Origin of the sequence: Chitinophaga jiangningensis, from assembly GCF_900142605.1 — a bacterium.
In the GTDB taxonomy this organism is placed as follows: domain Bacteria; phylum Bacteroidota; class Bacteroidia; order Chitinophagales; family Chitinophagaceae; genus Chitinophaga; species Chitinophaga jiangningensis.
This window is the reverse complement of record NZ_FRBL01000002.1, coordinates 329,847-355,123: the sequence shown is the minus strand read 5'-3', so window position 1 is coordinate 355,123 and position 25,277 is coordinate 329,847. Positions and strand designations below refer to the sequence as shown.

The following is a 25,277-nucleotide window of genomic DNA, read 5'->3' as shown; positions in this document are numbered from 1 at the left end:
TTGGCCATGATGGGTAGTACCAGCGGTGTTACTTTTGGGCGGACCTCACCCAGTTCGGAGCATCTCCGGTATCAGTTCTCAGCATCATATTCAGCTGGGCTGCGTGATGCTGCACGTGCCGCAAATTATATAAAAACAGTTCAAACACCGGCATTACCTTATCACTCTCTATCTCCACCCATAATGTAGCGAAATCAGTTTCAGTCATATTGAAAATAAGCTCCTGTGCTCTGTTACGACCTGATTGTATATATGCGAGTATTTCTTCTTTACTATAAATATTATCCGGCACAATGTCGTCGATACCATCTTCAGGGATGTTGTCACTAAGTGTAAATGGTAATGGTGAGGATAGCGTTGCTGCAGGAATGGTGGTATAATAATCCAGGAATATAGCGACATGATAAGATATGTAGAAGAATTTTTTCTTTTCGTACCACAGGTTTTCAGGGTAGGAGGAGATGGCGTTGGTCAGCATGTCGATACTGGCGCCAAACTGGTTCCATAAACTTTCTTTGAATATTTGCATCATGAATATTGATTAATGAATTGAGTGTTAATGATACGAATATCCATTGATATATTTACCCGATTTGACGAACATACTACACAGTAACTTGCTTATTCTACCTGACAGATACATCCGTTTCTATACTTCTCCTGGCTTAAAAAGACTACTTCGTTCATCCCCTGGCACAATCCTCGCAACTCTTTCCTAAACCATACACCAAATGAAAGCACTTATCCTACTCGCCACCTTAAAAAAATCCGGACTCTCCAACACAGCTACCCTCGCTGAGTTTTTTACCGAGCGGCTCAGCCGGCACGGCGTCAGCGTAGAAACTATTCATCTTGTTAATGAAAATATTCTACCGGGTACTTACAGTGATATGGGCCCCGGGGATGCATGGCCGTCGATATTAGCCCGCCTGGAAGCCGCGCAGATCATCATTTTCGCGACACCTATCTGGTGGGGCAACCACTCATCTGAAATACAAAAAGTTATTGAACGACTGGATAACCTGCACGACGAAATACTTCAAGGCAAACCTTCGAGGCTGGAAGGTAAAGTAGCAGGAGTGATTATTACAGGCGACAGCGACGGGTCACAACATATTATCGGAAATATCAGCAACTTCTGCAATGCGCTGGGAATGCTGCTCCCGCCTTATTGCTCTCTCGCTGTACAATCCAAAGAGCAGGCAAAAGATAAGCATCCCACTAAGGAGATGCTTATGGAAATTTATAATAAAGACTATAGTAAAACCGCGGACACGATGGTATCTCAGCTGCTGAAATACAGCGGAAGCTAATCACTATTTTTGTCGATGCTGTAGTCGTTATTTTCCTCGTCTTCTGCACCGGTGGACTCAGCTTCATCATCGTCCTCACTGCCTGGCACATCCAGCGACTCATCTTCGTTCAGCAGCTCCCCGTCCTCATCCCGCTGGTCTACCTCCGCCTCATGCATACGGGTTTCATCCTCGTAGGCAGGGTCTTCATTGGCAGCCTCGTCCAGCATGCGGCGCTCAGTATTGCTTACGTTGCTGTCGTCGCTCAGGTCGGTGTCGTTATTATCGTCCAGGATGCCTTCGCCTTCTTCATCGGCAGAAGATGGCGTATCCGGGCCCAGCTTCTCTACTTTAAAGTTTTCCTGTCCCGGAATATCGCTCACATCGGGCAGATCCATTTTTATAATTTTAGGTTCTTTTTTCATGGCAGACTTTTACGTTAACCGACGAAATAATCATGCCACAGGAATAATGCAAAAGGTCCTGCTGGCTAAGCCGTCAGGACCTTTTGCATACTATTTAAATTATTTATTGCACATTTTTAAACATCACCGGTGCTGCTCCATACAGCGGCGTTTTTCCGTCCCATTTTTCTATAAACTGCTGCTGGATCAGCAAGGGTGTCAGCGATTGCTGCCTTAACAGGTTGGCTTTTGCTTCCGCTTCTGCCTGCACGAGTAATTTCTTTGCGTTGGCTTCCGTTACCCGCAGCTCATTTTCTGCGCGGATAGCCTGTTGCACGGCGCTGTTCTTCTGGTCTATTGCCTGCGTGATACTCTCCGGATATTGGAGGCCGGAGGTCAGCTGCTCCAGCGTAAACCCTTCTTTCACCAGCTCATCGGAAAGTTGTTTCTGAACTGCGTTTTCAAAACCTTCGCGGTTGCTGATCATGCTATCGGTAGTATAACGGTTGAACTGTATACGAAACGCATCTTTCACATAGTTATACAGCGTGGTTCGGGTAATTTCATCAATACCCTTGCGGTATTTACGAAAAATTTCAGGCGATTTACCGGCAATAACCCGGAAGGAAATAGTAGGGTCTACATGAAAAACACTACCGTCCTTAGCATTCACCGTGAATGGATCGTAATCCGCTGTTTGCACGAAGATGGGAAACTCGTAAATACTTTCTGTGAAAGGATTATACCATACCCGTCCCGTTACCAAGGAAACGTCTTGTACGCCTTTATCACTACCATATTGTTTTACGCGGATACCTTCATGGCCGGCATCTATTCTCGTGCAGGAAAAAAAGAAGACAATAATCAGGAATACCAGCACACCAAGTGTGATAACAGACTTTGCATTAAATTTCATTAGTAAACAGGTTTATTAGTGAGATGTACCATCTTATCTTGAATAGGTATAAGTTACATCACAAGCTAATAAATTTCCGGTAAAAAAAAGGAAGTGAGGGATTCCGTCCCTCACTTCCTATAGCTTTTAATTTTATTACTGTTTAATAAACTTCGTCATACTGGTGGTGCCATCTTCATTTTTCACACTCACCATATACACGCCCGCTGGTAAGGATCCAATATTTACCTGCAGGGTGGCCGCGTTTTGCAGTCTGCGAATTACTTCATGGCCACTTACATCGTAAATTCTTATTTCCGCTTTGCCTTTGTTGCCGGCGATATTAATGTTGAGCATGTTGCTGGCAGGACTAGGGAACACCGTTACCTGTGGCCCTTCCTTGGTGAGCCTGTCGGTTTCTTTGATGGCGGTGCCTAATTGTACGCGTAAGGTGTAGCAACTGGTACTACTGTTGGCGCCATTATAACCATACACCTGTGCATAGTAAGTGCCTGCACTCACCGTTCTGCTGATGGTTTCGCTGGTAGTGCTGCCAGCCTGTGAAATAGCTACCTGTGTGCCTGCACTGTTAAGCAGTTTGAGGTCATAATCACCCGGTAAAGTACCCAGAGTAATAGTAATTGTACCAGCTGTGGTGATCACAAATTTATAATGGTCAATATCCCCGCTGGGGCTGATCAGGCCTGTAACATCCGTGTTAAACGGAATCACGGCAGCACCTGCGGTAGTACCGTTCGTGCTGTTATCCAATACGTTTGAACATCCGGAAGAAGTCAGCGTGGTGAACTGCGCAGCAGTGTACGTGCTGTTGCCGCTGGCACAATTGGTTCTTACTCTCCAATCGTATAAGGAGGCGGATGTTAATCCGGATAAGTTAACGGCGGTGGCAGTAGTAGCGGTTGCCGCGCTGGTCCAGGTACTTGCGCTGTTTAGTTTATAATCCACTGCATAGCTGCTTGCACCGCTTACAGCTGTCCAGCTTACGGTGGCGCTGCTGCTGGTTACAGCCGCACTGGTTAATCCTGCCGGCGCTGTACATCCTGAAGTGCTGGTAGTGGTAAACTGGGCGGTAGTATAAGCGCTGCTGCCACTGGTACAGTTGGTTCTTACCCGATAGTCGTAGGTGGTTCCGGCGGTAAGGCCACTTAGTCCAACCGATACTGCGGTGGTGGCGGTGGCTGCGTTGATCCAGGTGGAGGAGCTGGTCGCTTTATAATCTACATCATACGAATCGCCGCCGCTCACAGCCGTCCAACCAAGGGTGGTCGCGGTGGTGGTAATGCCGGATGCGGCCAGGCCCGCTGGTGATGCGCAGGAAGATCCTGCCGTGATTGTAAAGCTCGCATTTGAAATATCAAAGAAGATATTACCTACTGCTTCTACTTTGATTCTGGCGTTGGTAGTAGCCGTATTAGGAATGGTGACGATTTCACTGCCATCGTTGGGAGTACTGGCCACCAGCGTGCTAAAGGTGTTACCGCCATCCGTAGATACAGATATTTTGACCTTGGCACAGCTCACCGGTGAGGCGGTGGTATTGGCAACATTCCAGGTGATCGTTTGGGAAGAGTTGCCGGCCCAGGTGACTGCGGTATTAGGTGAAGTAACAGTAAAAGGACCGGAAGTATTGGTAACCGTTACTGTCATGTCAGCATAATTGGTCTGACCAATTTTTACGGGTGCGGTAGAACTATAAGGAGCGTTATCTCTTACGGTTAACCTAAAGGTTAAATTCCTGGAAACAGAGCTGAGTGCTTCTGTGTTGGCGCCGGCATCACCGCCGGTGAGCGGGCCTGATACCAGTCCCCCGGCCAGGATAGTGGACAGTTTAGGGAAGTACCTGGTAGGAGAGGTAGATGGTGCAAAAGAAATCCAGTTAGGTCCTGATGCTTTGGTAGCACTGGCCACGCTGTTGGCGCCTGTTTGCGAAGAGGAAGCTACATCTTTTTGTTCCCAGCAGTAGGTGAGCACATCCCCGGCGTTGGCATCTGTAGCAGATCCGGTAAGTGCAAACGGGGTACTGATAGGGATGGTATAGTTGCTGCCGGCACTTACTACAGGTGTAGCGTTGTTTGCTGAGATACTGGTAGTAACAGGGCAGGTTTTGCTGGTCAGATTCGTTTGTATCTGACCGATAGAAACTGCGTGGTAGATATCGATGGAATGTGGCGCCAGATCCTGATTGGTGATACCGGCATATCCCATAATAGTGATACCGGATCCGGGTTCTACGTTCACGCCTGTATTTTCATTGCTCATGGAAAAGGTGTGATTTGCACCCAGCTGGTGGCCTACTTCATGTACTACATAATCGATGTCGAAGTTATCGCCCTGCGGGATAGCATCCGCAGGAGAGGTGAAACCACTTCCCTTACTGGCGTCGGTACAAATACAGCCAATACAGCCCGCATTACCACCACCGCCGGAAGCGCCGAAGAGGTGGCCGATGTCGTAGTTAGCGGCACCGATTTTTGTATTCAGGGTATTTTGTAATTCACTGTTCCAGGCTCCTGCGGCGCCCTGGGAGGCAATGCTGTAGGGATCTGTATTGGGATTATAGTAAATCACTGCGGTATCGGTGGCAATCAGGTTAAGGTGAATCGCCAGGTCTTTTTCGTACACGCCGTTACAACGGGTGAGGGTGGCATTAATAGCTGCCAGCACCAGGTTTACCTGTGCAGCGCTGGTGGCGCCAAAGTAATTGGAGTATTCTGCTGTAACGGACTGGGCTAAACGTAATGTTTTAACGTCGCCGGTAGAACGGGCTGTGTTGTTGGGTACCTGGCTGCTAATACCCGTTGCCAGTGCATGTTCCGGCGTACTGCATTTCCAGGGTAAGGTTCTGGGTTGCTTTTTAAACACGGTGTACACGGTATGGTCCGCAGAATACGGTTCAATGAATTCATTTTCCTTGTCGGTACGGAATACCATGGTTTGAATGCCCTGCGGTGAAATGCTGAGTTTCAGTGTGGCGTACGGGTCGGTGATACCTTTTCCGGAAAAGGCCCTGATGTCCGGGAACTGCGCCTGCAGTGCGGGTTCAAAGTTGGATGCTTCGGTGATCTCAAATTGTTCAATCTGACCATCGGCATTGGGCAGGGAGATGATGGTGTTGACGGCGGTACCTCTTGCTGCTACTGCCTTAAAAACTTCCCTTCGGAAAGTATTTATATTCAGGTCAAACAGTTTGTAGGATGCCGGAAAAGCAAGCCGGGCTACCGCTTTATCGGTAGTGATTCTGGCGAGATCAGTGTGGGCTTTCCAGTAATCCTGTGCATACAACGAGGTGGTGCACAGCAATGCTGTGACGATGAGTAAGAGTTTTCTCATGAGTGCTCCAGATTTTGGTTGAAATAATATGGGTAACGATATAAATGTAGAGGAACCTACTGCATTCGCATGATAAGTTGCAGGGATTATCTTATGGCAGGCGGGTAATTTTTATTTAGGGAGATGTTGATTTCTCTTCGAAAAGTGCGGTGTGGGGGAGTGTCAGCTTAGGATTGGCGATCATTTAGCAGAATCAGGATTCCGGAGGTAATCCCCATTTGGTCAATGATTCCTTAGCCAATTCCAATTTTTTTACAAAGAAGTCGTCATTGCTGTAATCTTTCCTGGTTCTGCGAACCTTGAAAGTGTCGAGGAGTAATTTCTGTTTCCTTTTCTTCTTCATAAGTTTTTGTATTGCAAGTGTATTGCTTGCAACTTACATTTATTTCAACCACCTCAATTATTATTCTTCCTGATTAACCAATGATTAATAAAGCACCTACCTATAAATATAAACATCATACACCACCTTTTCCTCTCCATCTCTCCCATACACACTATTAAACACCACATTCACCTGCCTGATCCTATACGCCAGTATAGGCTCTTTCTGGATCACCAGCTCATTGCCCAGTATATCAGGCACCGGCTCGCCAAAGCGTGCTTTGATGGAATCAAGCGGGATTTGTTTGGCCAGGGAGTCAGGAATGCGGATTTGTAACCTGAACGCACCTACGTCAGGGACTTCCGACTTGATAACTAGTGCTAACGGATCGGAAGTGCTGTCGATGGCAATTAAGTAACGATCGGAGGCCGACAGCGAGGAAATTATCGATGCGCTATCCCAGCGGTCGCCGGTAAGGGCATTCACGACAGCGGATATACGATTTAATAAGGTATCTCCGGGGATCATCGCCCGTTGGGCAGTTTGAGCCTGGCAGCAGGTGCAGGCAAGCAGCGTGAGTACGAATAGCAGGTGTTTCATTTTGGAGTCGTTAAGCAACAAATTACGAATATTTTGTCACTTAACGACGCCAGCTTAATGCTTAATATTCATTGAGTGGCATATCCGGACTAAAGGTGCAATATTTCTTCCGGCTTTTCAGCGCTTTAAGGATTCCTCGGGAGCGAATAACGCTATTATATATACGAAACATTTTAGGAGCCGCTTTTAACAGCGGCTTTTTTAATTTTTCGCCGGTTTTGTCCATGCATCACTCTTATCTCTCCCCAAAAAATAATTTTTTAAATTATTGGTAATTAATTGTTTAGGGAGATGTTAACCATTCTTCCAAAAACCTGTCCGTTGAATTTTACCGGTTTCGTCCTGCGATAATAGCAATTGGTGTATCGTATTTCAAGAGGCGTTTTGTTCGCGATAAGTTTGTATCAACAAGTTCAAAAAACAAATTTATGAGAACAATACAAATCACATCAACAATACTGGTACTGCTCTCAGGTATGCAGCTGGCAACAGCGCAGATCAAAAGGGGAGAGTTGCACGGACAGGTGGGCGATAGTCTTACCAAAGGTGCCCTGCCCAACGCCACGGTGATTTTAAAAGGAAAAGATACCACTTTCCATTCCCTCAGCAACGATAAAGGAACTTTCACTTTTAAAAATATTCCTGATGGCACTTACACCCTGTCTGTCATCTACATCGGTTATAAAACCTACAGTAAAGAAGGAATAGCGCTGGATGGCAGCAGTACGCCCATCTTCCTGGCACCGGATCAGCAGTTGCTCAAAGGGGTGAAAGTAGCCGCTTCCAAACCCTTCATTATACAGCGCCTCGACAGGATTGTGCTGAACGTAGCCGAAAGCCCTGTAGCTGCAGGAGGCAATGCCTACGATGTAGTACTGAAAACACCCGGCATGATGGAAAACAACGGCTTGCAGTTTCGGGGTAAACGACTGACCGTGCTGATTGATGGCCGCAATACCAATCTTACGGGAGATAATATCAAAGAGTACCTCGCCTCCTTGCCCAGCAATGGTATTGACCGGATAGAGGTACTTCCCAATCCTTCTGCCAAATACGATGCTACCGGCGGTGCCGCCATCAACATCATTACGGTAAAGGATAAACGCCTGGGGGCCAACGGCACACTTACTGCAGGCACCGGAGCCGGTACCTATGCCCGCTATCTGGGTGGTGCATCCATCAACTACCGCACTAAAAAACTCAACCTCTTCAGCAGCTACGATTACCTGCACACACAAACTTTTGCAGATAATAATTCCGACCGGCAGCTGACAGCTAATAATGTACACATCACTGAGCAAACCCGGGATATCCGTACCCGTGATAATCATTCCTTCAAAGCCGGCATGGATTACGATATCAACAAACGTAATACCATTGGCCTCCTGTTCCGGGGAATGTATAACCTGCGGAATCATGATGCCCTGGCCACGGCCACGCAAAGCGGGGCAGGCATATCCACGGTCAATACCGCAGGGGACGCCAGGTATTTTAACCCCGCCGTTAACATCTACCTAAAATCCATATTGGATAGTGCCGGTAAAACACTGGTGGTGAATGCTGACTATTTCAACTACAACCGTAAATGGAATGATGACCTGCTCACCCGGTACTACGATTATAAATTCATTGAGCTGCTACCTTCACTGGTACAGCGGGATGCCCTGCCATCGGATAATACCATCAAATCCCTGGCGGTAGACTACACGCAGCCCGGCAAGTCCGTGAAGCTGGAAGCCGGAGCGAAAGTAAACTTCAATACCATCGATAATGATGTGCTGTGGCAGGAACAGATCAATGGGGACTGGAAAACTGATGAAGGCAGATCCAACCGGTTTATTTACGAGGAAAATGTTAATGCCCTGTACCTGAATCTCTCTAAAACCTTTGGCAAATTTGATGTGCAGGCAGGTGTGCGGGCAGAGCAAACCAATACAGAAGGCCGCTCTGTAACCAGCGGTGACGTCAATAAAAATAATTACTTCAACGTATTTCCCAATGCCAGCGTCACCTTTAACCAGTCGGAACTACAGCAGTTCGGTTTCTCCTACCAGGAAAAGATTGACCGGCCACGATTTGAAATACTAAACCCTTTCCTGATCTACGTTAGTCAGTTTAGTTATACGCAAGGCAACCCTAACCTGCGTCCTTCCATCTCACACAACTTTGAGCTTAGCTACGCCCGTGGCATGGAATGGATGGCCGCCTTTACCTATCAGCATCACCAGCAGGTTGTAGCCGATGTGTTTAAGAAAGCCGCTACCGGAAATGCCGTTATATCTACCTACGACAATGTGAGCAGCGGCGAATACCTGGATGGTAGTGTGAGCTACAGTAAACGGTTGCTGCACAACAAATGGAGTACGGTCAATAACCTCGGCGCCTTCTATGCCAAATACAATGGCAGTGGTAGCCTGGCCCTGGATAATGCACAGGTGACTGCGTACTTTACCACCACCAATATTTTTCAGCTGCCACAGAGCTTTAAGCTGGAACTAAGCGGCCGCTATTACTCCCCGATGGCAATGGGCCAGTACCGCTTTAACAGCAGATATGCAGTGGATTTCGGACTGTCCAAAACCATCCTGGATAAAGCGGGAACCATTACCCTCAATGTATCCGATGTTTTCAATACACTGGTGAATAAGTACAGTATTACATCTCCCGACCTGCAACTACATGATATATCAAAAGTGGAAAGCCGGATAGTAAAACTGCAGTTCAACTACAAATGGGGTAATAAGAATGTAAAAGCAAGCGCAGTAAGGAAAACAGGTATCGAAACAGAGAAACGCAGAGTAGAAAACAATTAAACCTAAAAATATTTTAAACCCCTGTACTACAGGATAAATCATTCAACTCAAAAATCATTTATTATGAAAAAGCAGGAGAGATTATCACAGTCAAAATTATTTCTGAATAAAGAAAGTGTGGCCATCCTGACAAAGAGCGATATGGAAAAAATTGTGACCGGAATGGAAGATACCATCGCCAGAATCACGCTGGGTTGTGCGCCCCAAAGCACACAGGACGACTTTAACTGCGATTATTTCAACCAGGAAAGTGGTGATCGCCCGCTTCAACAGCAGTAATCAAAAACCCAATCATATTTAATCACCAATTAAAACCAACAAACATGAAAAAGTCAATTGCTTTACAGAGCAGCAAACTCCCATTCAGCAAAGAAAAAATCGCTAACCTCACCGGCGAGGAACTGGACCAGGTACAAGGCGGGGTAGAACAACCTATCGACGATAAAACCGGCGATACAGTTGATACCGCTTCCGGCCTGAGCACTCACCACAACTTCACCTGCTGCGCTTGTACTACCCTGTCAGGTATTGCTTAAGTGTAACAGGTACAGTAAAAATCAAAAACAATAACAACCATTCATTCACAACCAACCAAAAACCAACAAACATGAAAAAGTCAATCGCTTTACAGAACAGCAAACTCCCATTCAGCAAAGAAAAAATCGCTAACCTGACCGGTGAAGAACTGGATGCCGTACAAGGTGGAATCGATGAAATCAAAACCGGTGATACAGTGGATACTGCTTCCGGCCTGAGCACTCACCACAATTTCACCTGCTGCGCCTGCACCACCCTGTCCGGTATTGCCGCTGAAGAGCAAGCTTAATTATTACCCCTTTACTTTTCACAATTTTTTAAACCAACCAAAAATCAACAATCATGAAAAAATCAATCGCTTTACAGAACAGCAAACTCCCATTCAGCAAAGAAAAAATCGCTAACCTGACTGGCGAGGAACTGGACGCCGTACAAGGTGGAATCGATGAAGTTAAAACCGGTGATACAGTAGATACTGCCTCCGGCCTGAGCACTCACCACAATTTCACCTGCTGCGCCTGCACTACCCTCTCCGGCATTGCTGCTGAAGACCAGGCATAATTCACATGGTGTTGTACAACTTATATCCGGGGCTACCATTTTCAGCGTAGCCCCGGTATTAAGGAAAGTAAGCGAAATCCTTTTATCTATAACTACAACGGGTATATGAAAACAGCCACCTTCATTAACAATAAACTGGAACAGCTCGACCGGGATCTTACCGCCAGCGCAAACGAACAATCGAGGTTGGCGCTCCTGACCGGCAACAGCGGACTCGCCTTATTCTATTACCATATGTACCACCATTTCGGCGATGAACAGTACCGCAACCGCGCAGCCGCCATATTGGAAGAGGCAATGGAAGAGATTAACAAAGGTATTCGTTCCTATACTTATTGCGACGGACTGGCTGGTTACGCTTACCTGCTCAACTACCTGCAACAAAAGGACTTTATTGACAACAGTATCACTGACTTCTTAATTCAATGCGATGAAATTCTTTACAGCGTTTTTGGAAGGATGCAGCTCAAATCCAATACAGACCTGCTACATGGCTCCCTTGGACTGGCTGCTTATTTTCTGGATCGATACCAGTCGGGAGCAGTTGCACTAAGCAGCATCCGGGAGATAGGCGAAGCTATCCGGCTCTCACTCGATAAAGTGGTGCATGACCGGCAAGCCCCGCAGGAAGAAGTGTATGTGAACTGTGGTATGGCGCACGGCATCGTTTCTATGATCCTGTTCCTGGTTAAATATCATCCACTGGCGGATAATCAGGATGCGGTAAGCGCTTCGCTGAAAGCGGGCGTGGATTGCCTCCTGCAATTCAAATCCACTGATCCGGCTTCTATTTCACTGTATCCTTCTATTGTAAAGGTCAATGCAGTAGGTATTGACACCACGTATAATATTCCATTGGGTTGGTGCTATGGCGACATCATTGTTTCCATCGGGCTATACCGCGCTGGTAGCTTATTGCAGGACAATGACCTGCTGCGTGAAGCCGAGTGCCTGGCCTTAGCTGCTGCCAAACGCAATACCCCGCGCACGGCCCTGGTACATGACGCCTGCCTGTGCCACGGTGGCGCCGGACTGGCACACATGTACAAGAAATGGTACCGCTTTACGGGCAACGAAATATTTAATGCCAGCTATCACCTGTGGATGGATAAAACACTGGAACTGAGCAATCATCCCGATGGTATTGGCGGATTTAAAAAATATAACGGAGGCCCGTTTGTGCAAATGGCGGGTATCCTGGATGGTGCCGCAGGTATGGGTCTTGTATTAATGGACTACCTGCAGGGGGATCAGGAAGATAACGATTGGGACAGGGTGCTGTTCCTCGCTTAATAATATAAACATGCCGCGTTGGTCAAGAGGTGAAGACGTTTCCCTTTCACGGAAAAAACACAGGTTCGAGTCCTGTACGTGGTACCACTTAAATAATCATAAAACTCTTTGCCATGAGTATCCCATATTTATTCGATCCGCAATTAGTACTAAGAACGCCGAGATTCCCGCTCACCGCCGCTATCAATCAGATTGATTTTGATGCGCTGCTGCAAAACAATGCTTTCCTGGAAGCGCTGTACCTCGCGTCGCCGGTGTTGTACGATGAATGCATTAAATGGAGAAACGGGCAGATCAGTTCAAAGAAAGATATCGACAAACTCAAAAGATCCGTCAGCAAATATTTTGTGCGCATGAGTAGTCGCTGTACACCTTTTGGTTTATTTTCCGGCTGTGCGGTGCTCAACTGGGGCAAAGAAAAAACCAGGGTGGTGGTGGATGAAAAAGAGATTAGTCGCCATACCCGCCTGGACATGCACTACCTCTGTGCGTTGGCGCAGCAGCTGGCTACCCTGCCAGGCATTAAGGATAGTTTATTATACTACCCCAATAACAGCATTTACACCATTGGCGATGAGCTGCGTTATGTAGAATATACCTACCGCCATGGTCGCAGGAGGCATCAGATCAGTGCCGTAACAGGTACGGAAAGCATTACCCGCGTGATCCGTTCTGCCGCTAACGGGGCCACTATGGCACAAATGATAAGCTGGGTACAGGGAGATGATATTACTACTGAGGAGGCCACCACGTTCATAGAACAACTCATCGAGGCGCAACTCCTGGTAAACGAGCTGGAACCGGCCATCACCGGTAAAGAATTTTTACACCAGATCATCGATGTACTGGAACGCCTGCGGGATACTGCGTCCGCTGTAACCAATATTTTGCCTGTACTACTGCAGGTGCTGGAAGTGCTGCATGAACTGGATACTACCCCTGCCAATGACGTAACCCGCTACCGTGGCCTTATGACCATTCTGGATCAGCTGGGGGTTAAATATGAAGAGAATAAATTGTTTCAGACGGATGTGGTGAAGCACCTGGGTGGCAGTGGCGTGGATGAAAATATTCAAGCGCAGCTCCTGGAAGCTATCGGAGTGCTCAACCGCTTCACCGCGGCCAAGCCGGGCGAAAACCTGCGCTCCTTTGCCCGCCGCTTTTATGAGCGCTATGAAGATAAAGAAATGCCGCTGCTGGAAGTACTGGATACAGAAACGGGTATTGGCTACCTTGAAAGTGCCACCGGTGGTATCACCCCGCTGATAGGCGGTATCCCCGGCGGTGCTGCCAAAGAGAAAGAAAAAAACATTGCCTGGGGAAAGCTGGAAACTCTGCTGCATAATAAACTGATGGACGCCTACGCGCAACGATCCAACACCGTAGCACTGAATGAGGATGATATTGCTAAGCTCACGCCTAACTGGGACGACCTGGCGCCTTCCCTGCCGGTAATGTTTCGTATAGTCGGCACCGATAACCTGCAATTATACATTGAGAGCGTAGGCGGCTCCAGTGCCGCCAACCTGCTGGGTCGCTTCGGCCATGCGGACGCAGCTATCCATACTATGGTCAACAGGATCACGGCAAAGGAACAGGCGCTGGACCCTGAGGTTGCCTACGCAGAAATTATTCACCTGCCGGAAAGCAGGGTCGGTAACATCCTGTTACATCCTGTATTCCGAGGGTATGAAATTCCTTACCTGGCTAAGTCATCGCTCGATAAAAGTCAGCAGATAGAGGTGCAGGATTTGTATGTATCTGTAAAGAATAACCGCGTGATCCTGCGTTCTGGCAGATTAAACAAGCAGGTAGTACCGCGGTTGAGTACTGCGCATAATTATGCCCATGGCGCTTTGCCGGTATACCAGTTTTTATGCGATCTACAGATACAGGACAAGCGGCCGGGTGTATTTTTTAACTGGGGTAACCTGCAGATACAACACCGCTTTTTGCCAAGGGTAACCTATAAAAATGTAATCCTGCACCTGGCACGCTGGAGCTTTGCCTGGTCGGAAGTGAAACATCTGGCAGCTCTGGAAGGCGCCGCTTTACAGGAGGCTGCTGCGGCATTCCGCCAGCAGTGGAACCTTCCCAAACTGCTCGTGCTGGCAGATGGCGACAATGAACTGCTCATAGATTTTGAAGAAGAGGCAATGCTCAGTGTATGGTTGGATACGGTGAAGAACCGCTCGGTATTTATGTTACGGGAGTTCTTAAATGATCAGCAGCAGGTAACCGATACTAACGGCAACGCCTATGTAAACCAGTTTGTGGCAGTGCTGAGTAAAACAACACCTTCGTATGCAACCAATACACCGGTAAAAGCACCACCTGCTTCAACCGTGACGCAAAAGTTTTCCCTCGGCTCAGAGTGGCTGTACTACAAAATTTACTGTGGCGTTAAGTCTGCCGATAAAATACTCCTGGATGCGGTAAAGCCACTCAGCGAAGCGCTGGAGGCCGCAGGTATTGCCGACAAATGGTTTTTTATCCGCTACAACGACCCCGGATTTCACATCCGGCTGCGTTTTCATATAACCGACACCGGTAGCACGGGTGAGGCGATACAACGCATTCATGATGCCTTACAGCCTTATATCTCCGAAGGATATATCTGGAAACTACAAGCGGATACTTACAGCAGAGAGCTCGACAGATATGGGGCCAATACCATCACCCAGGCAGAAACTTTCTTTTATCACGACAGCAAAGCACTGCTGGAACTGCTGGATAACACCTACGGGGACGAGCGGGAAAGCTTACGTTGGCTGTGGGGCATGCGCGCGGTGGATGAACTGCTGGATGTATTCAGGTTCACCGTGGCTGATAAATTCGCCCTGCTGGATCATCTCAAAAATATGTTTGCTACAGAGTTTGGTGTGGAGAAGCCAGTGAAGCTGGTGTTGAATGACAAATACCGGTATCATAAAAAGAATATCGACCTGTTCATGAATAAACAAATGGACCCGGCAGAGGAAATATACCCACTGATAGAGGCCCTGGATGTGAAGTCCAAAGCCTTGCAGCCGGTGGCAGATGAAATTTTGCAACTCGTGCAGGCGGGACAGTTACAGGTGCCTTTAGCCTCCCTGATGGCCAGTTATATCCATATGCTGCTGAACAGAATTACCACCAGCAATCCTCGTAAGCATGAAATGGTGATCTACGATTTCCTCTCAAGATATTATCAATCTGCCATTGCCCGTCAGAAGGCAAAAGCAGCGATCTGAAAATTTTAAAAGCTGATGATATGTTAAACAAATTTCCTCAATACAGGCAGTACGATGAAATGGACTGCGGCCCTACCTGCCTGCGGATCGTCAGTAAGTACTACGGTAAAACCTACTCTATAGAGTACTTCCGTAAGCTATGCCACACCACCCGCTCGGGTTCCAGCCTGCTGGCCATCAGTGAGGCTGCCGAAAAAACAGGGTACCGAACCATTGGGGCAAAACTCGGATACGACGACCTGGCAGAAGAAGCACCGTTCCCCTGCCTGGCACTCTGGAACCAGCGGCACTACGTGGTGGTATATAAGATCCGGAATAATAAAGTATATGTTTCCGATCCGGCCCACGGCCTCATTACCTATACAAAGGAGGAGTTTCTGAAAAGCTGGGGTGCCGGCGTCAACAACGAAGGAATCATCCTGTCTATGGAGCCCACGCCGGAATTTGATACCATCGGGGAAGAAGAAAAGGCGACGAATGGCGGTATTATGTTTATTTATAAATATCTCCTGAAATACAAAGCACTGATAGCACAGCTGCTGGTAGGCCTGGTAGCGGGAAGCCTGTTGCAGCTGGTATTCCCTTTCCTTACGCAAAGCATTGTAGATACCGGCATACAGCATAACAACATCGGTTTTATTTACATGGTGCTGCTGGCACAGCTGCTGCTGTTTTTCGGGAAAACGAGTGTGGAAGTTTTGCGGGGCTTTATTCTCATGCACCTGAGCAGCCGGATAAATATCAACCTGTTGTCCGACTTTTTCCGAAAGCTGATGAAGTTGCCCCTCGGCTACTTTGATGTGAAGATGACGGGCGACATCCTGCAACGTATTACCGACCATCAGCGGGTGGAACTATTCCTTACCTCCGGCACACTGAACACTGTGTTTTCCTTCATCAACCTGATCATATTTACCATAGTGCTGGTGATTTATAGTCCGTTGATATTCGCAGTGTTTGCCAGTATGAGCGTATGTTATTTCATATGGGTTACCTTTTTCATGAAAAGGCGTGCTACACTGGATTACAAACGGTTTACACAGTTGTCGCAAAACAATGAGAAGAACCTGGAACTGATTTACGGCATGCAGGAAATCAAGCTGAATAATGCCGAACGTAAGAAGAGGTGGCAGTGGGAGCATTTACAGGTAAAGCTGTTCAAAACCAGTCTGAAAGGATTGCAGTTGAGCCAGGCGCAAACCAGCGGCGCCTCGCTGATCAATGAGCTGAAGAATATCATTATCACCTTCCTGGCCGCCAAGCTGGTAATTGATGGGAAGATTACCCTGGGGGTGATGTTGTCTATCTCTTATATTATAGGTCAGCTCAACGGGCCAATATTACAACTGGTGGAGTTCCTGAAATCCTGGCAGGATGCGCGCCTCAGCATAGGCCGCATCAACGAAATCCACAACAAGCCGGATGAAGAAAGCGAAACGGAAGAGAAGATCCAGGAAGTGCCCTCCGGCGATATTACCATTAGCAACCTCACTTTTCAATATGAAAGTACATCGCGGAGTAAGCCGGTGCTTAAGAACCTGGACCTGCTGATTCCCCACCAGAAGGTAACGGCTATTGTAGGCGCCAGTGGCAGCGGCAAAAGTACCCTGCTCAAACTATTGCTCAAGTTCTATGATCCGCAGGAAGGAGGGATATACGTAGGCGGGCATGCACTGGCAGATATCAGTCACGCTAAATGGCGGGCATCCTGCGGGGTGGTGATGCAGGAAGGCTATATTTTCAACGACAGTATAGCCGGCAACGTAGCCGTAGGAGAGCAAACCATCGATAACAAGCGGCTGTTCGAAGCCTGCCGCATTGCTAACATTCACGACTATATCGAAACCTTACCGTTGAAATACAATACCAAGATTGGCCAGAATGGGATGGGACTCAGTACCGGGCAAAAGCAGCGCATCCTGATTGCACGGGCTGTCTATAAAAATCCGGCCATCCTGTTTTTTGATGAGGCCACCAGCGCGCTGGACGCCAGGAATGAAAGAGTGATCATAGAAAACCTGAACCGCTTTTTTGAAGGCCGCACCGTGGTGGTGATTGCACACCGCCTTAGCACAGTGAAGAGCGCCGACAAAATCATCGTTTTGGAAAAAGGACAGATCACAGAGGCCGGTACCCACCAGGAGTTGATCCAGGAACAGGGGTATTATTTTAACCTGGTAAGGAACCAGCTGGAGCTGGGCAATTAACGCATCATTCCGCATGGCATACCTGGTGTGCCATGCGGTATCATCCATAAATATTCAAAATATTTTTTTATGTCAGTCAAACATATACCACTGGAAAGCTCGCTGATGAGTGAAGAAGTCAATGAAGTGCTGGGGGCGGGGCCTTCCTTTATGATGCGCTGGGGTAACATCCTCTTGTTCGCAGTGATATTGTTGTTTCTTACGTTGTCCGGTTTGATCCGTTACCCGGATATTATTACGGGCAAGGTAACTGTGGCGCCGCTGCAGGCACCGACCTCCGTTACCATTAACAACGGGAGTATTCAAAGCACGCTGGTGCAAAACGGGCAGGTGGTAACTAAGGGGCAGGCGCTGCTTTTGCATTCCGGGGGAGATACTATTGCCGCCCCGGCAGCGGGTAAGGTGGTATTCGAACGTAGTACCGACAGCCATATCATCTATACAAAACCTACCCTGATACTTAGTATACTGCCTGAACATGGCGACTACCTTACCACCGTTACACTGCCATCTGCAGGCGCAGGAAAAGTGCAGATAGGGCAGGAGGTATCCATCCACCTGAACGACTATCCCAGCGGCGAGTTTGGGAAACTGGCAGGAAAGGTATTATCAAGGCCGCTGCCGGCGGGCAATGGAGCCGTTTCGATAGATATACAGCTGAAAGACGGTAACATCTCCAGTTATCAAAAACCACTCGATATATATAAAGCTATGGATGGCCGGGCAGAAATAGTGACGGCTAACAAACGGCTCATCCAGCGTATACTCAGTTTCCTGAACTGAGCAGGATTTGGTAGTTAAAAAGAGCGTTTTCGGGGTATTGGTACTTCGAATCGGGGGATACGTGTATCGTTTTATACCGCCTCTGCCAATAGGTCTACTTTTATTTCAACAAACGGAATTACTCCGGAAAACATTGAAAATCAAAACCTATTTCTAACTACCAAATCTAAAAAACGCTATGGAACAGAAAATCAAATCTATCAAAAAACGCCCTCTGAGCTTAGGTAAGATCACTGTAGTATCCCTGGATAAATCCCCTGTAAACAAGATCTGGGATGGTAATAACAATGCCAGCGCACAGCAGTTTGGTTCTACCCGTCCGGAGTGCGATGTGACAAACACACTGACCATTACTTCCCTTAGTGTATTGTGAGCCCCGCTTTCGTAAATCATTTTCCAACCATTATTTTCTAAAGGCCGGCCCAATGAAATATTACGTCACCCTCTTCCTTTTGCTGACTTATAATGCCCTGCAGGGGCAGGACTGTAACTGCGGACAGGATTTTCGCTTTATGGTGCAAAAGGTGCAGCAGAACTATGCAGGGTATGATGATAAGGTAACACCATCCAATCAGCAACGTTTCGCGGAATTGACAGACAGTCTCCTTCAGGTGGCTGAGCAGTCCAACACCTATCAGTGCCTGGGAGTATTACGCACCTGGCTCCGGTTTTTCCGGGACCTGCATATGAATGTGTTTATTAAAGAAGATACCAGTAACTATGATATTATCCGGAGAGCTTTCCGGCAGGCGGAAACGGTTGCCGAATCTCCGGAAACATTCACCGCCTACCTGGCGCGGAATGCGCCTGCACTGGATACTATAGAAGGTATCTGGGAAGATGAAACGAAAATCTACCGGATAGGGATTAAAAAGGAGCAGCAGGAGGATAGTACCCTGTTTTCGGGTTTCATCCTCCGGGCGGACAGCATCTTCTGGCTGCCGGGTCAAATCAAGATGAAATTGCGCAAAACCGGGGATAATTACCGCATAATCGCATTTTATACCAGGGATCATACCCTGTTGCTGCCACCGGCAACCATCACCGGAACCACCATTCATATGGGTATTTATGGAGTATGGCATAAGGTGGTATCGGGAGATAACGGCGCCGGCTATACGGCGGTTTCGGCTGCCCGGCAGCGGGAGCCCGTATTCCGTGTGCTGGATAAGAATAATTGTCTGCTTACGATGCCCAGCTTCGGACTGGCCTATAAACCCATGATTGATAGCCTGATCCGGCAAAATGCGGATATCCTGGCCACCACACGGCGCCTCATTATTGACCTCCGCAATAACAGCGGCGGGTCTGTGCTGTGCTTCGAAAACATCCTTCCTTATATCTATACCCGGCCTATTGTTACCCGAGGCTCGCGGGTAAGGGCTACCCCGGAAAATATCCGCGATTATTACAGCATTACCGAGTACCCTAACGTGAGCGATAGCATGAAGGCTGTTTTCAGGAAAGAGCTGGCAACGCTGCAGCAACATGTGGGCGAGTATTTTAACCTGTGGCCGGATGATACGATCACGCTGCCGGCTGCACGAAAATACCCTGCCCGTGTGGCCATTATTATTAACGGCAACTGCGCCAGCAGTGCCGAAATGTTTTTGCTGAAGGCCAAGCAGAGCAGCAAGGTTACCCTGTATGGAGCCCATACCATGGGCGCCGTGGATTATACAGATGTTTTGGCTACGCCTATGCCATGCAGCATATTTGTGTTACGGTATCCCACCAGCAGCAGTAACCGCCTGCCTGATGAGCCACTAGATAATTTAGGCATTGTGCCGGATGTGCTGATCAGTGAAGATATACCCGATTGGGTAGAGGAAGTTTGGAAATCCGATCCCGGAAAATGAACCCGCAGGTTGATTAAATATCAATTTTATTTTGATATCTTGATAACAGAATTCCGTAATTAAGACCATCCAGGATGATTGTCAACCGCTTTATATCCTCCCTCATTACTTCTCTCAGGAAGTACAACCATGTGCTGATTCATATATTGGCCTGGGTAGTATATATTTCTCTGGGTACCCTGAAGGGTGTATTTGTTATCCCTGGTTATAAGCTTCACATTCTGGACGTTATTGTGACGCATTTGCCCCCGGTAATGATATTCTACGGGCATTATTATGTGCTCATGCAATTTGCACAACGCCGGAAATATCGCTGGTTTCTTCCGTTGGCAGAGGTGCTCCTTTTCTGCTGCATGATGAATGTCTACTATTTAACGGGCTATGTGTTCTTAGGTATTATTAACCCTGAAGCACCAATTCCTGCGTTTCGGCTGGTCAATCTGCTGGTGGGCACCTTTTGGGCATATGCCATATATGCCTCTTATGCGCTCGGCTATTATTTTGCTATACAGGCGGTACGCAGAGCTAAGCAACTTAAAAACGTGGAGCTTCAAAAGCTGAAAGTAGAGCAGGAGCACTTACAGGCGGAACACGCTTTTTTGCGCGCACAAATCAACCCACACTTTTTACATAACACCCTCAACTTTTTTTATGCTAAATCCCTGGCATGTGGTGCAGAACTTTCGGAAGGAATTCTTACCTTGTCGGAAATAATGCGCTATTCGCTGGAATCAGGCGACGATACCGGTACGGTGTCGCTGGTAAAAGAAGTAGAGCATTTGAAAAATGTGATCAGGATCAACCAGTTGCGGTTTAGTCACAAATTGCACCTGGATTTGGAGATCAAAGGAGATATTACCGGACTGAAAATTATTCCGCTGGTACTGATTACCCTGGTTGAAAATGCCTTCAAACATGGCGAGTTAACCGATGCCGGGTACCCTGTGAAGTTAGTTTTGGAAGTGAATGAATCCCGTACCAGCCTGTTGTTCAGCACTTATAATAAAAAGAAGAAAGGCCCGAAAGAGTTATCCCATGGTATTGGTGTGGAAAATATCAGGAGGCGGCTCAACTGGACCTATAACCACAACTACCAGTTTGAAACCGGCAGCAGTGGGGAGAATAATGAGTTTTACTTTACAAACCTATATATCTATTTCAACGACAGTAAAAGTGGTGTAACCACCCAAACCCTTGAACCCGACATTAACCACAAACTAAAAATGATATGATTAATTGTTTGATAGTAGATGATGAACAACACGCTATTGACATATTAGTACACTACGTAAAGCAAACCTCTTTTCTGAACCTGGTGCATACCACTACCGACCCGCTGGAGGCACTGAAAATCCTGAGTACACAAAAGGTCGACCTCATTTTTCTGGATATCCAGATGCCTGAAATATCCGGCATTGATTTTATTAAAACTATCCAGGGCAAATCCAGGGTGATCCTGACGACCGCCTACAGCGAGTTTGCGGCAGACAGCTTCGACCTGGAAGTAATCGACTATCTGCTGAAGCCAATTCCATTTCCCCGTTTCCTGAAGGCTGCCCAAAGGGCACTTACCGTGCTGGCTGCCAGCAGCGCGCCTTTGCCGGCAAGCGACGATTCGCAGTACGAAGATTACATCTTTGTAAAAACAGAATTAAAAGGGAAAATGCTGAAAGTTAACCTCCCGGATATTGACTACATCGAAGGGATGAAAAACTATGTGGCCATTCATCATAACGGCGTTAAAACCATGGCGCTGCTGAATATGAAGGACCTCGAAGATCGTTTGCCACGTAAGTATTTTATGCGCATACATAAGTCGTTTATTGTGGCCGTACCTAAAATTTGTGGTATAGAAGGCAATCAGATCCAGCTGAAAAATATCAAAGCAGATATCCTGCTGGGCGAAACCTATAAGCCGGCATTTTTGGAGATGATGAAAGAGAAGATGATGCAATAATTACCCTCACACCTTTCCTGCTGAAAAACCTGTATTCGTGCTGCCTTTTGTGGTTAGTGCGTGGTTTGATTTTTAGATAAGATGTTACCCTGGTGTTGTTTGTCTGTTCCTGACCTAAACTTATTTGCATGTTTGAGTCCTATAAAGCAGGTTTCTTTTTTTTGCGTACACCCTTGTATTCCCTGGAGCAACTGCAGGAATTTTATGTTCGTTTAAGGGGTGGGGAGAGATATAAAGTATTTAGTGGTATACTGGAATCGGCTGACTTTAAAGAGGCGCTGTACCTGGCCTCCCCTGATTTTTACGGTCAGGTGCAGAAGTACCTGGATGGGGAACTAACGGATTCACGCGCCATAGCGAAACTGGAATGGTCGCTCCTGAAGTATTATACCCGCAGCTGTTACCGCTGTACGCCCTTCGGTATTTTTGCTGCCGGCAGCACGGGAGTAGTGAGTGAGCAAACAGCGGTGCAATTCAGTAAGCTGGGGATGCAGCGCCATGTGCGGCTGGATATGGCTTACCTCTATGACGTGATGACTGAACTGCTGAAAATGCCGGAAGTGAAGCAGCAGTCAGTATTTGTTCCCAATAAAACGATTTACGCTTCGGGTAACCGGCTCCGTTATATTGAAGTAGGTTACACCTCCAATGGTATTAAGTCCCATACAATTGCCGAGATTAAAGAGGATGAAATGATCAGTTACCTGTTACGGGCCACCAGGGCTGGTTGCAGGTATCGTGATCTGGTGGTGTTGGTAAGGGAGCAGGGGTATGATGAGTTGGAATCCACCGCTTACGTGGATACCCTGATTGAAAACCAGTTGCTGGTGATGGAGCTGGAACCTAATGTAACGGGTAAGGGTTATCTGGAGGAGTTGTTGGAGAAATTAAGGGAGATGAAAGTGACGCATCCGATGATGGCAGGGTTAGTGAATGTTCATGCCCTGGCGGCAGCCATTAAAGGGGATAGGGGGCTGGCGCCTTACCTGCATTTGCGTCAGCAGGTAAATGCGTTATTGGTGCCCAGGCAGGAAAACCAGGTTTTTCAGGTAGATGCCGGTCGCCCGTGTACCATAAATACGCTGGACAGCAAAGTGGTTGCAGACGTGAAGCGGGCATTGCGGGCGGTTTCCCGGCTGGGTACGTCCGGAACCGCTACTGGTAAAGTGAATGCTTTCCGGGAGGCATTTATCAAAAAATACGACCGGCAGTCGGTGCCACTGTTGAAAGCACTGGACCCGGATATTGGAATTGACTACAAGAAATTGTCCGCCCTGGACACAGTGACGCCACAACAGGAGCAGGTATCACGGTATAAGATGGAAAAGTTGCTGGAAGCGAAATTGCACCAGCACCAGGAGATTGTAATCACCGATGCAGCGTTGGAAAAGTTTCCGTTGCCAACGGCTTCGGAGTTGCCTGATTCCATGTATGTGCTGTTTAAGCTAACGGAAAAGGATATACTGTTGAGTGCTGCCGCCGGTCCGTCCGCAGCCAACTTACTGGGCCGGTTTTGCCATTTGGATGCGCAGTTGGAGGACTGGGTAAAGGCTGCACTGCAAGAGGAAGAGCAATTGCATCCCGATAAGATTTTCGCGGAGATCGTGCATCTGCCGCAGCCCAGGATCGGCAATATTTTAACCCGTCCGCATGTGAGGGCGTATGAAATTCCTTTTCTGGCGAGATCGTCGAGGCCGCAGGAGCAGCAGTTGTCCTTACAGGATTTATACCTGAAGGTGGAGGATGAACGGGTGATATTATTTTCGCGCAGCCTTGGAAAGGAGGTGGTACCGCGGTTATCGTCCGCGCATAACTTCAGTTCTGATACTACCTTGCCTGTATATAATTTTCTCTGTGATTTACAGTTTCAGGGCCTGCGGGCTGTAGTGGGGTGGAGTTGGGAGCGTATGAGCCAGGATAGCTTTTTGCCGCGTGTACGATATGAAAATGTGATTTTATCCCCTGCCACCTGGCAAATAACAGTTGGCGCAGTAACTACCGGAAAGCTTACGCCAGCGCTGTTGCAGGGGTACCTGGAGCAATGTGGTTTACCGGCGTTTATAGAATATGTGGAGGGGGATAATAAGCTGATACTGGATACATACTCGGAACTGACCATTGAGTTTTTATGCAGGGAGCTGGAGCATCGTGAGCGGATAAAACTGGTGGAAAGTACTGTAATGACAGGTGTTTCACCTGTTACAAATGAGGGTTTACATTATAACAATGAATACATATTGCCACTCACAAGGCAGCGGGAGGTACTGTCCGTGCCGGGCAGGCACTATTTACTGAGCGGCAGCGTGGAGCGTGTATTCATTCCCGGGTCGGAGTGGGTATATTTTAAACTATATACCAGCGTTAATTATGCTGATACGCTGATTACTGCGCGGCTGGCGCCTTTGGTGGCAAAGTTGAAGAAGAGCGGCCTGGTGGTAAAATGGTTTTTCATCCGTTATTATGATCCTGCATTTCATGTACGTGTGCGGGTACAGGTGAAGCGTAAGCAGGAGGTGGCAGCAGTGATGCAGGTTTTTTATGCGTTGTTTAACAGGGAAACAAGGGCGGGGAAAATTGCGCAGGTGATGCTGGATACTTACGAGCGGGAAGTGGAGCGTTATGGGGAGAAAACAATGTTGCTATCGGAGATGGTATTTGACCGGGATAGCAGTGAGGTGGTACGGTTGCTGGATGCTGGTGCCAACAGGCAGCTGGCGGGGTTAACCGGACTGGCGGCTTATTTCGCGGGGCTGGACTTAACGTTGGAGCAACGGGCTTATTTGGCGGAGCGGCATTTTCAGGGTTTCAGCAGAGAGTTGGGGAAAGAAAATGATGCCGCAATGAAGCTGGAACTGGACCGTAATTATCGTTTGCTGCAAAAAGAAATAGCGGCGTGTATGGGACTGCCGGTTGATGCAGTACAGCAGGCATTGCTGGAAAAAATACGCAGGGCTGCGGAGCGCACCGGTATGGCGCCGTCTGTATTAAGCTTAGCGGGGAGTTATGTGCATATGTTTATTAACCGGCTGTTTGCGGTGGAGCAGCGCAGGGCCGAATGCGAGTTGTATTATTATGCTGCCAAGTACTATGCTTCTATGTTAGCGAGATCCCGCAAAAAGGTGTAAAAAACGCATCTTTACGCTATAGTCAATGCTTTCCAGCCAAAA

General features: G+C 47.6%; 21 protein-coding genes and 1 tRNA gene. 16 read left to right on the top strand and 6 right to left on the bottom strand.

Annotation, left to right across the window (positions count from 1 at the left end; genetic code table 11):
- Window positions 1-28: 28 nt before the first annotated feature.
- The gene (locus BUB18_RS05955) at window positions 29-532 is read right to left on the bottom strand and encodes a DinB family protein (protein ID WP_073079031.1); all 504 of its coding nucleotides are present in this window, start codon (window positions 530-532) and stop codon (window positions 29-31) included.
- Window positions 533-731: 199 nt separating this feature from the next.
- Here BUB18_RS05955 and BUB18_RS05950 point away from each other — a divergent pair, with 199 nt between their 5' ends.
- On the top strand, window positions 732-1,313 hold the full coding sequence (locus BUB18_RS05950; protein WP_073079029.1) for a flavodoxin family protein: 582 nt from the start codon (window positions 732-734) through the stop codon (window positions 1,311-1,313).
- Here BUB18_RS05950 and BUB18_RS05945 read toward each other — a convergent pair.
- The 5 genes from BUB18_RS05945 to BUB18_RS05930 form a co-directional block, all read right to left on the bottom strand.
- Window positions 1,310-1,717 carry a hypothetical protein gene (locus BUB18_RS05945; protein ID WP_073079027.1) on the bottom strand — a complete coding sequence of 136 codons (408 nt, stop codon included), beginning with the start codon at window positions 1,715-1,717 and terminating at the stop codon, window positions 1,310-1,312. The two genes, BUB18_RS05950 and BUB18_RS05945, sit on opposite strands and share 4 nt — an antisense overlap.
- Window positions 1,718-1,820: 103 nt before the next feature.
- Window positions 1,821-2,612: a prohibitin family protein gene (locus BUB18_RS05940; protein WP_073079025.1), complete on the bottom strand. Its 792-nt coding sequence runs from the start codon at window positions 2,610-2,612 to the stop codon at window positions 1,821-1,823.
- 135 nt (window positions 2,613-2,747) lie between these two features.
- A complete protein-coding gene (locus BUB18_RS05935; RefSeq protein ID WP_073079023.1) occupies window positions 2,748-5,942 on the bottom strand; it encodes a reprolysin-like metallopeptidase in 3,195 nt (1,064 codons plus the stop codon).
- A 193-nt stretch (window positions 5,943-6,135) separates the two neighbouring features.
- On the bottom strand, window positions 6,136-6,285 hold the full coding sequence (locus BUB18_RS29610) for a hypothetical protein (protein WP_178372094.1): 150 nt from the start codon (window positions 6,283-6,285) through the stop codon (window positions 6,136-6,138).
- Window positions 6,286-6,381: 96 nt separating this feature from the next.
- Window positions 6,382-6,867 carry a hypothetical protein gene (locus BUB18_RS05930; protein ID WP_073079021.1) on the bottom strand — a complete coding sequence of 162 codons (486 nt, stop codon included), beginning with the start codon at window positions 6,865-6,867 and terminating at the stop codon, window positions 6,382-6,384.
- Window positions 6,868-7,295: 428 nt separating this feature from the next.
- On the opposite strand from BUB18_RS05930, the gene BUB18_RS05925 reads away from it, so the two are divergent.
- The 15 genes from BUB18_RS05925 (at window position 7,296) to BUB18_RS05855 (ending at window position 25,235) form a co-directional block, all read left to right on the top strand.
- Entirely contained in the window at window positions 7,296-9,680 is a 2,385-nt protein-coding gene (locus BUB18_RS05925) for a TonB-dependent receptor (protein ID WP_073079019.1), read from the top strand.
- A gap of 63 nt (window positions 9,681-9,743) precedes the next feature.
- On the top strand, window positions 9,744-9,959 hold the full coding sequence (locus BUB18_RS05920) for a class I lanthipeptide (protein ID WP_073079017.1): 216 nt from the start codon (window positions 9,744-9,746) through the stop codon (window positions 9,957-9,959).
- 44 nt (window positions 9,960-10,003) lie between these two features.
- Entirely contained in the window at window positions 10,004-10,216 is a 213-nt protein-coding gene (locus BUB18_RS05915) for a class I lanthipeptide (RefSeq protein WP_073079016.1), read from the top strand.
- A 71-nt stretch (window positions 10,217-10,287) separates the two neighbouring features.
- Window positions 10,288-10,506 carry a class I lanthipeptide gene (locus BUB18_RS05910; RefSeq protein WP_073079014.1) on the top strand — a complete coding sequence of 73 codons (219 nt, stop codon included), beginning with the start codon at window positions 10,288-10,290 and terminating at the stop codon, window positions 10,504-10,506.
- Between the two features lie 53 nt (window positions 10,507-10,559).
- Window positions 10,560-10,778 (top strand): class I lanthipeptide, encoded by a 219-nt coding sequence (locus BUB18_RS05905; protein ID WP_073079006.1) that lies wholly within the window; start codon window positions 10,560-10,562, stop codon window positions 10,776-10,778.
- Window positions 10,779-10,883: 105 nt separating this feature from the next.
- On the top strand, window positions 10,884-12,071 hold the full coding sequence (locus BUB18_RS05900) for a lanthionine synthetase LanC family protein (RefSeq protein ID WP_073079004.1): 1,188 nt from the start codon (window positions 10,884-10,886) through the stop codon (window positions 12,069-12,071).
- A gap of 12 nt (window positions 12,072-12,083) precedes the next feature.
- Window positions 12,084-12,158, top strand: a tRNA-Glu gene (locus BUB18_RS05895).
- Window positions 12,159-12,184: 26 nt separating this feature from the next.
- A complete protein-coding gene (locus tag BUB18_RS05890; RefSeq protein WP_073079003.1) occupies window positions 12,185-15,304 on the top strand; it encodes a lantibiotic dehydratase in 3,120 nt (1,039 codons plus the stop codon).
- A 20-nt stretch (window positions 15,305-15,324) separates the two neighbouring features.
- Window positions 15,325-17,511, top strand: coding sequence for a peptidase domain-containing ABC transporter (locus BUB18_RS05885; protein WP_073079001.1), 2,187 nt, complete (start codon window positions 15,325-15,327; stop codon window positions 17,509-17,511).
- A 69-nt stretch (window positions 17,512-17,580) separates the two neighbouring features.
- A complete protein-coding gene (locus BUB18_RS05880; RefSeq protein ID WP_073078999.1) occupies window positions 17,581-18,294 on the top strand; it encodes an HlyD family efflux transporter periplasmic adaptor subunit in 714 nt (237 codons plus the stop codon).
- 178 nt (window positions 18,295-18,472) lie between these two features.
- Entirely contained in the window at window positions 18,473-18,667 is a 195-nt protein-coding gene (locus tag BUB18_RS05875) for a hypothetical protein (protein WP_073078997.1), read from the top strand.
- 52 nt (window positions 18,668-18,719) lie between these two features.
- Window positions 18,720-20,153, top strand: a complete 1,434-nt coding sequence (locus tag BUB18_RS05870; protein ID WP_073078995.1) for a S41 family peptidase — start codon at window positions 18,720-18,722, stop codon at window positions 20,151-20,153.
- Window positions 20,154-20,227: 74 nt separating this feature from the next.
- Complete coding sequence (locus BUB18_RS05865; protein WP_073078993.1) at window positions 20,228-21,385, top strand: sensor histidine kinase; 1,158 nt, start codon at window positions 20,228-20,230, stop codon at window positions 21,383-21,385.
- Window positions 21,382-22,110 (top strand): LytR/AlgR family response regulator transcription factor, encoded by a 729-nt coding sequence (locus BUB18_RS05860; protein WP_073078992.1) that lies wholly within the window; start codon window positions 21,382-21,384, stop codon window positions 22,108-22,110. The genes BUB18_RS05865 and BUB18_RS05860 overlap by 4 nt, the downstream gene beginning before the upstream one ends.
- Window positions 22,111-22,238: 128 nt before the next feature.
- Window positions 22,239-25,235, top strand: coding sequence for a lantibiotic dehydratase (locus BUB18_RS05855; protein ID WP_073078990.1), 2,997 nt, complete (start codon window positions 22,239-22,241; stop codon window positions 25,233-25,235).
- Window positions 25,236-25,277: the final 42 nt, after the last annotated feature.